The sequence below is a fragment of the Dyadobacter fanqingshengii genome (genome assembly GCF_023822005.2).
GTDB classification, from domain to species: Bacteria; Bacteroidota; Bacteroidia; order Cytophagales; family Spirosomataceae; genus Dyadobacter; species Dyadobacter fanqingshengii.
Genome location: NZ_CP098806.1, coordinates 4,694,389 through 4,702,500, shown reverse-complemented (window position 1 = coordinate 4,702,500; position 8,112 = coordinate 4,694,389). Strand labels below are relative to the sequence as shown.

Annotated in this window: 4 protein-coding genes and 2 rRNA genes (1 of these 6 only partly in view); 2 read left to right on the top strand and 4 right to left on the bottom strand. The window is 44.9% G+C overall.

The window, feature by feature from the left end; genetic code table 11:
• Positions 1–1,589 (top strand): 23S ribosomal RNA (locus NFI81_RS19640); it begins 1,231 nt to the left of the window's first position.
• A 168-nt stretch (positions 1,590–1,757) separates the two neighbouring features.
• Positions 1,758–1,869 (top strand): 5S ribosomal RNA (gene rrf, locus NFI81_RS19635).
• Between the two features lie 393 nt (positions 1,870–2,262).
• On the opposite strand, the gene dxs is transcribed toward rrf, so the two are convergent.
• From dxs to mutL, 4 genes are all read right to left on the bottom strand, one after another.
• Entirely contained in the window at positions 2,263–4,209 is a 1,947-nt protein-coding gene (gene dxs / locus NFI81_RS19630) for a 1-deoxy-D-xylulose-5-phosphate synthase (RefSeq protein WP_234616213.1), read from the bottom strand.
• Between the two features lie 76 nt (positions 4,210–4,285).
• Positions 4,286–5,203, bottom strand: coding sequence for a rhomboid family intramembrane serine protease (locus NFI81_RS19625; RefSeq protein WP_234616214.1), 918 nt, complete (start codon positions 5,201–5,203; stop codon positions 4,286–4,288).
• 3 nt (positions 5,204–5,206) lie between these two features.
• A complete protein-coding gene (locus NFI81_RS26555; RefSeq protein ID WP_234616215.1) occupies positions 5,207–5,992 on the bottom strand; it encodes a rhomboid family intramembrane serine protease in 786 nt (261 codons plus the stop codon).
• A 55-nt stretch (positions 5,993–6,047) separates the two neighbouring features.
• Positions 6,048–7,934, bottom strand: coding sequence for a DNA mismatch repair endonuclease MutL (mutL, locus tag NFI81_RS19615; RefSeq protein WP_234616216.1), 1,887 nt, complete (start codon positions 7,932–7,934; stop codon positions 6,048–6,050).
• Positions 7,935–8,112: the final 178 nt, after the last annotated feature.

Below are 8,112 nucleotides of genomic sequence, written 5' to 3'. Positions count from 1 at the left end.
TGAAGGTTTGGCGTAAGCTGGGCTGGACTGGTGAGAAAAGCAAATGTAGGCATAAGTAACGATAATGCGGATGAGAAATCCGCACACCGAAAGACTAAGGATTCCTCCGCTATGCTAATCAACGGAGGGTTAGGCGGGGCCTAAGGGATAGCCGACAGGCGATTTTCGATGGACAGCAGGTTAATATTCCTGCCCTTGCATGCAGTGTGAAAAAGTGACGGAGTATTGTGGTAAGTACGTACTGACGGAATAGTGCGTTGAGCAGAGCCTACGGGCGAAGCGAACTTACGAAAACGCTTCCAAGAAAAGCTTTTGAAACATCAGCTGTACGCAACCCGTACCGTAAACCGACACAGGTAGTCGAGAAGAATATTCTAAGGTGCTCGAGTGAATCACGGCTAAGGAACTCGGCAAATTAACCCTGTAACTTCGGGAGAAGGGGAGCCTACTCGAAAGAGAGGCCGCAGAGAAATGGCCCAGGCGACTGTTTAGCAAAAACACAGGGCTCTGCCAAAACGAAAGTTGACGTATAGGGCCTGACACCTGCCCGGTGCTGGAAGGTTAAGAGGGGATGTCATCGCAAGAGAAGCATTGAATCGAAGCCCCAGTAAACGGCGGCCGTAACTATAACGGTCCTAAGGTAGCGAAATTCCTTGTCGGGTAAGTTCCGACCTGCACGAATGGTGTAACGATCTGGGCACTGTCTCGGCCGTGAGCTCGGTGAAATTGTAGTAGCGGTGAAGATGCCGCTTACCCGCCACGGGACGGAAAGACCCCGTGCACCTTTACTATAGCTTTGCATTGTTTTCGGGTCAGGGATGTGTAGGATAGGTGGGAGGCTGTGAGTGGGCGTCGCCAGGCGTTCAGGAGCCAACGTTGAAATACCACCCTTCGCTGGCCTGGGATCTAATCCGACTAAGTCGGAGACCGTGCATGGTGGGTAGTTTGACTGGGGTGGTCGCCTCCAAAAGTGTAACGGAGGCTTCCAAAGGTCTGCTCAACACGCTTGGTAACCGTGTGTGGAGTGCAATAGTACAAGCAGGCTTGACTGTGAGACCGACGGGTCGAGCAGGTGGGAAACCAGGGTATAGTGATCCGGTGGTTCTGTATGGAAGGGCCATCGCTCAAAGGATAAAAGGTACGCCGGGGATAACAGGCTGATCTCCCCCAAGAGCTCACATCGACGGGGAGGTTTGGCACCTCGATGTCGGCTCGTCACATCCTGGGGCTGGAGAAGGTCCCAAGGGTTCGGCTGTTCGCCGATTAAAGTGGCACGCGAGCTGGGTTCAGAACGTCGTGAGACAGTTCGGTCCCTATCTGTGGTGGGCGTAGGAAGATTGACGGGGGCTGCCTTTAGTACGAGAGGACCGAGGTGGACCCACCGCTGGTGAACCGGTTGTCACGCCAGTGGCATGGCCGGGTAGCTATGTGGGGAATAGATAAGCGCTGAAAGCATCTAAGTGCGAAACTAGCCCGAAGATGAATCTTCCACATAAGGGTCGTTGTAGACTACGACGTTGATAGGCTGCAGGTGTACGTGTAGAAATACATTCAGCCGAGCAGTACTAATTACCCAAGAGCTTGCACATTAACATCTTAATATTTTTGATCTCTTCTACTTCCAATATGACATTGATTTACAATGCTGAACAAATCAACATTGTACACACTCAAAGAGCTTGTTGGTGACTATTGGAACGGTTCGGAGCCACGCTGGCTTCACCTCTTCATAATCACAAAAGACCAACAAAGACCTTGTTGGTGACTATTGGCCTGGTGTTCACCTCTTCCCATCCCGAACAGAGAAGTTAAGCCCAGAACCGCCGATGATACTTGGATCAAACCTGGTAAAGTAGGTAGTCGCCACAATACCATTACAAAAAGACCATCTCAAAAGGATGGTCTTTTTGTGTGTCTTAGGCCTGGGCGGTGCAACGTTCGCTTCACCTCTTCCCAGGCTACGCGCCCCGTCCCGACTACGCGTCCCGGAACAAAGAAGTTAAGAGCGGCTGGCTAAGCCGGGGGCGCCCAGCCCAGAAACCGGCGATGATACTTGGATTAGGCATCCCCGATCAAACCTGCGCGGTTCGACCTGGAAAATTAGGTCGGCCCGCGTAGGTAGTCGCCAAAATACCATTACATGAAAAAAGCCTTGCAGAAATGTAAGGGCTTTTTCATGTAATGGTATAAAGTTTGAATACTGCATTGACAAAAAAGGGCTGCTTATCAAAGCAGCCCTTTTTAAATAACATTATTAATCTTTTAATTCAACATCACCGTTTTAGCGAGTGACTTTGCATCTAAGAACTCTGTGACTGTTTTAACAATGCCCTCAGTATCGATGCCGCACTCACGGTAAAGTTCGTTGGGTTCACCATGTTCAATGATGCTGTCTGGTATGCCCAGCCTTTTAACCGTAGAAGAATAGCCATTGTCAGCCATAAATTCGATAACAGCACTGCCAAAACCGCCTTGTAAGCAGCCATCTTCTACTGTTACGACTCTACTGTGGTTAGTAAATATTTCGTGCAATAACGGCTCGTCTAATGGCTTCGCAAAACGCATGTCATATAGCGATACGGAAATGCCGTGATTTTCCAGTTGCTCGCATGCTTTCAAAGCGTAATTTCCAACAGGACCGAATGACAAAATAGCAAGGTCTTCACCATGTCTCAGCCTCCTGCCCTTACCTATCACAATTTCTTCAAACGGTGTGTTCCAATTTGGCATAACCCCTGCACCTCTCGGATATCTGATGGTGAAGGCTTGCTTTCCTGATTGAAAACTTTCCAACTGAGCGGTGTACATCAAATTTCTTAGCTCTTGCTCATTCATAGGTGAAGCAACCACCATATTCGGGATGCAACGCATGTAAGCAATGTCATATAGGCCGTGATGTGTTGGCCCGTCTGCTCCTACTAACCCCGCCCTATCCAGGCAAAATATAACGGGAAGCTCTTGAATGCAGACATCATGAATAACTTGGTCATAAGCCCGCTGCATGAATGTTGAATATATATTACAAAACACAACCTCTCCTCTCGTCGCCATGCCTGCCGAGAATGTTACCGCATGCTGTTCAGCGATGCCCACATCAAAAGCTCTTTCAGGAATCAAATCCATCATAATATTCAATGACGAACCCGATGGCATAGCAGGAGTTACTCCAACTATCTTAGGATTTTGTTTGGCAAGCTCGACAATGGTGTTACCAAAAACATCCTGATATTTCGGTGCCTGCGGCTGGTCGTAAACCTTTACTTTTATCTCACCGGTTATTTTATCAAATATGCCAGGTGAATGCCATTTGGTTTGATCTTTTTCAGCAGGCCCATAGCCCTTGCCTTTTACCGTTAGGCAATGCAAGATTTTGGGTCCGGGAATGCTTTTAAGGTCTTTCAAAACCTCGGTAAGGTGGCTAATATCATTGCCGTCAATGGGTCCGAAATATCTCAAACCTAATGATTCAAAGAGATTGCTCTGACGAAGGATAGCCGTTTTCATAACCGTTTCAACCTTAGAAACGATCTCCTGAGCGCTCTTTCCAAAATTGCTCATCTTACCAAGCATATTCCAAACCTCGTCCCTAAACTTATTATAAGTCTGCGAAGTGGTGATGTCGGTCAAATATTCTTTCAGCGCGCCCACATTGGGATCGATAGCCATGCAGTTATCATTTAAAATGATAAGCAGATTGGAATCGGTTGCTCCGGCATGGTTCATGCCTTCGAATGCCATTCCCGCAGTCATTGCGCCGTCTCCTATAATGGCTATATGTTGTCTTTCAAAATTTTTTTCCAATGCCGAAGCCACGGCCATACCCAATGCTGACGAGATGGAAGTAGATGAATGTCCCACCCCAAATGCATCGTAAATGCTTTCGCTGCGTCTTGGAAATCCTGAAAGACCTCCGTATGTGCGGTTAGAATGAAAATTATCTCTTCTGCCAGTCAGGATCTTGTGACCATAAGCCTGATGTCCTACATCCCAAACCAGCTGATCGTCGGGTGTGTTGAAAACGTAATGAAGCGCAACGCTTAATTCAACTACGCCAAGGCTCGCACCAAAATGGCCGCCATAGACGGAAACATTATCAATAATAAACTGACGCAATTCATTACAAACTTGTGGAAGCTGGGAACTGTCTAACTTTCGTAAGTCCTCAGGAGAGTCAATTTTAGCTAATAATTTCCCAGGTTTTATAAGCATATTCAGGCTTTTGAAATCAAAAAATTGCGGTAATTACGCAGACAAAATTAAGTAAATAAGGACATTAAGTCTGACTTTATTTTTGCTGACTTGCCTTGAACAGCTTTTGCTTTTCTTCTCTCGTCAGACTTTCATACCCGGATTTGGAAATTTTATCCAAAATAGAATCAATTTCCATTTGATCAGGCATTTCGATCGTTCCCGACGAAGACGTAGACGAATACACGCTTGTGCTTCTGTAAACCTGTCTTTCACGGTAAGTAACCTGCATAGAAGGGCGTTTGCGGAACAATCGGGACCAGCCGTTCATGACTGCATAAATCGGCTTACCAAGGTCTGTACCACTTTGCAACAATTTGATAAATACATATCCAATAAATGCACCACCCAAATGCGCCAGATTACCCCCGGCATTAGGCCCGACAGTTTGAGCAAGAGATAGGATAATATAAAAAAGAGCGATGAACTTGATCCGGATCGGCCCTAGAAAAATAAGATTGAATGTGTAGTTGGGAAGTAAAGTAGAGGCTCCTACTGCAACAGAAAAGGCTGCTGCCGAAGCACCCAGCATCCTGGAACCTTCCACGTGAGCCTGGAAATAAGGTAAGGCGTTGTAAAGAACAATGTAAATCAATCCGCCCGCAATTCCACCAAGCATATACAGTGCTATAACGCGCTTCGCACCAAGATATTCATCAATAAGCTTTCCAAACCAATACAGGAATAGCATATTGAAAAGGATATGGAAAATATCGTCGTGTGTGAAAAAGTAAGTGACGAGCGTCCAGGGCTTGTACAAAAACTCGTTTGTTGCAGCAGGGAGCTGCAGGGTATTAATTACCGCGTTATAAACGTTTGAAGATTGAGAAAGCGTCAGAATAATCTTCAATAGCAGTAATGTCAAGAAAACTGCGGTATTTACAAGGATTATCTTGACAAGTGCATTCTCTGATTTGGCAAACTCCCTTTTTACGTCATCAACAATATTGCTCATCTCTCAATAGAAATTTGTTTTTTGCGTGTTCCAGTAACGCAACAATATATATGCAAATAGCATTCCTCCAATATGCGCAAAATGAGCAACATTGTCTGACTGAGCATTTTGAAATCCTGCATATAATTCGTACAAACCGTAAAAAGCAACAAAATATTTAGCCTTAATCGGAAACGGAACAAAAAGGAGAAAAAGCTCAGTATTCGGAAACAATAAACCAAACGCCATGAGGATACCGAAAATTGCTCCGGAAGCACCAACCAGTGGCGTATTAATCAAACTTTGATAGTATGTATTTACAAATTCTACACTTTGTTGAATGTAACCAGAATTTGTGGGATTGTCTTCAAACTTATTTAAAAAATCAAGGTTGGCTTCGTAAATTCTTTCAGCGTGTTTACTCATAAAATCCACGAGCCCGTCGGGTGTCGGATTTTGAGTAAATATTTCAACAGCCTGCCTAACCTGGCTATTTTCAAAATAGTCAATTCCTGAAAAAAGAACCCCGGCTCCTATGCCTGTGAAAAAGTAGAAAAACAAAAATTTCTTCGGTCCCCAGCCGCGTTCCAGCAATGGGCCAAACATAAACAAACCAAACATATTGCTGAACAAATGTCCAAAACTGCCATGCAAAAACATGTACGTTACAAACTGGAATGGCAGAAACGCAGGCGAAAATACAGAACGCAGCGCAAAGACATTTGTGAGATTAAAAATGTAGGAATCAACTACGAAAAAGAGAATATTAAGAATTAGTAAGTTCTTGACGGTAGGGGTTATGGATAACATATTTTGTGTTTAATCAAGATTTATTCAATAACTGATCACCCTATATTTTTGTTCGCTAGGCCTTAAATATACTCGTAAGTTTATCCATCGTAAGCAAAACAATGATAGCCTCGCCGCTGGGCGTTCTGTTAGGGTCGGTTGAAGCGAATAGCTGATCAATTAATGTGTGAATTTCTACGAATGAAAGCTTCACTGCATAACGGACGGAGAAGCGCCTGGCGAGCGAACGCGAAAGGCTTTCAGGTTTATTTAGTTTAAGGTCGGAATAACTCTGTTTAAGTTGCTCAATCAGCTCCTCAAAAAGGTCCTGCTCGCTTTCTTCTGGTAAGTCGGCCGGAATTCCCCTAATGATCAGTTCATTGGATCCAAACTCGTCGAATTCAAATCCCAGACTCCGGATTTCCTTTTTAGTCTCGTTCACCAGCTGCATATCCGAATGCGTGAGCCGGATCGTTTTTGGGAAAAGCAGTTGCTGGCAGGCTCCATTTCTGTTCGTAAGCATTTTACGATATCGCTCGTACAGGATCCTTTCGTAAGCAGCTTTTTGGTCGATCAGCATTATGCCGTCTTTCACCTGCGAGAGAATGTATCGGTTATGAAGCTGAAAAAGCACAGCATCGCTTTCGGGCGCAGAGATTACTTCCGAAGCCATCCTGTTAATCTTGCTGGCAATGGTTTTGGGCTGCTCCTGAAACGAAGGCCTGGAAACGGTGGTCGCATTGATTTCAAATGCAGCCAGTTCCCGGTTGCGGTCTTCGGTATTTTGTAATCCTTCGAAAAGTTTATTCCAATTGGTAAGGTTCGATCTGGACTGTCCTCCTTCGCCTTTTTTGGATTGTGCGGCCCAGTCCGGCATTACTGTTCTCGGGATCAGGTTATGATTCTGATCTGAGGCTGTCGGATTTAAAAAATTGATATTATCATCAAAATCAATAGACTGCGACAGATTATATACGCCAACCGCCTTTTTCACGGCTGCCATAACAATCGCATAAACCGATCTTTCGTCGTCAAACTTGATTTCGGTTTTTGTTGGATGAATATTTATATCGATGTGCGAGGGGTCAATTTCAATAAAAAGCACGTAAAATGGGTGACTTCCTTCCGGTATAGTGCCATCAAAAGCGCTGATAACCGCATGATGCATGTAACTATGCTTGATATAGCGATCATTCACAAAGAAAAACTGCTCTCCACGTGTTTTTCTGGCAAATTCAGGTTTTCCAATGTAGCCGCGCACGCTAATGTAGGATGTATCTTCCTGACAAAAAGCCAGTTGCTCCCGATAACTCTTCCCGTAAATATCAATGATCCGCCTTACCAGCTTGCCTGATTGCAGATTAAAAACCTCCGTATCGTTATGGTGCAATGTGAAACTAACCTGCGGATGTGCCAGCGCAACTCTTTGAAATTCGTCCAGAACATGACGCATTTCAACGGAATTGGATTTCAGGAAGTTTCGTCGGGCGGGAACATTAAAAAACAGATTTTTAACTGAAAGGTTTGTCCCTTTTAAACACGCAACGGCTTCCTGCGCTTTAATCTCCGAGCCGTCGATCCGGATCATGGTGCCCAACTCGTCAAACTCCTGACGCGTCCTGAGCTCAACTTGTGCAATAGCAGCAATGGAAGCGAGCGCCTCGCCGCGGAAGCCCATCGTACGGATCCTGAAAAGATCTTCCGACTGCCGGATCTTTGACGTAGCGTGCCTTTCAAAACTCATTCTGGCATCCGTTTCAGACATTCCAGAGCCATCATCGATGATCTGAATGAGCGTCCTCCCAGCCTCTTTCAAAATAACCTGAACATGGTTCGCCTTCGCATCAATGGCATTTTCCATAAGCTCCTTCACCACCGATGCAGGTCGCTGAACAACCTCGCCGGCAGCAATTTGATTGGCTATGGAATCTGGTAATAATTGTATGATGTCGGAAGACGGCATATCGGATTTTTGATTTATTTAACTATAACAAATAAACAAAAATTTTTTTAGAGCGGGGTCAATTTCGGCGGGTAGCAACCTCGTAGCGCTTGCTTTTATTAGTAATTTCAACAGAATAGTTACATTCTATATAAAAATTTTCTACATTAAGAGAACGTTTTTTGTGAATTACTTTGTT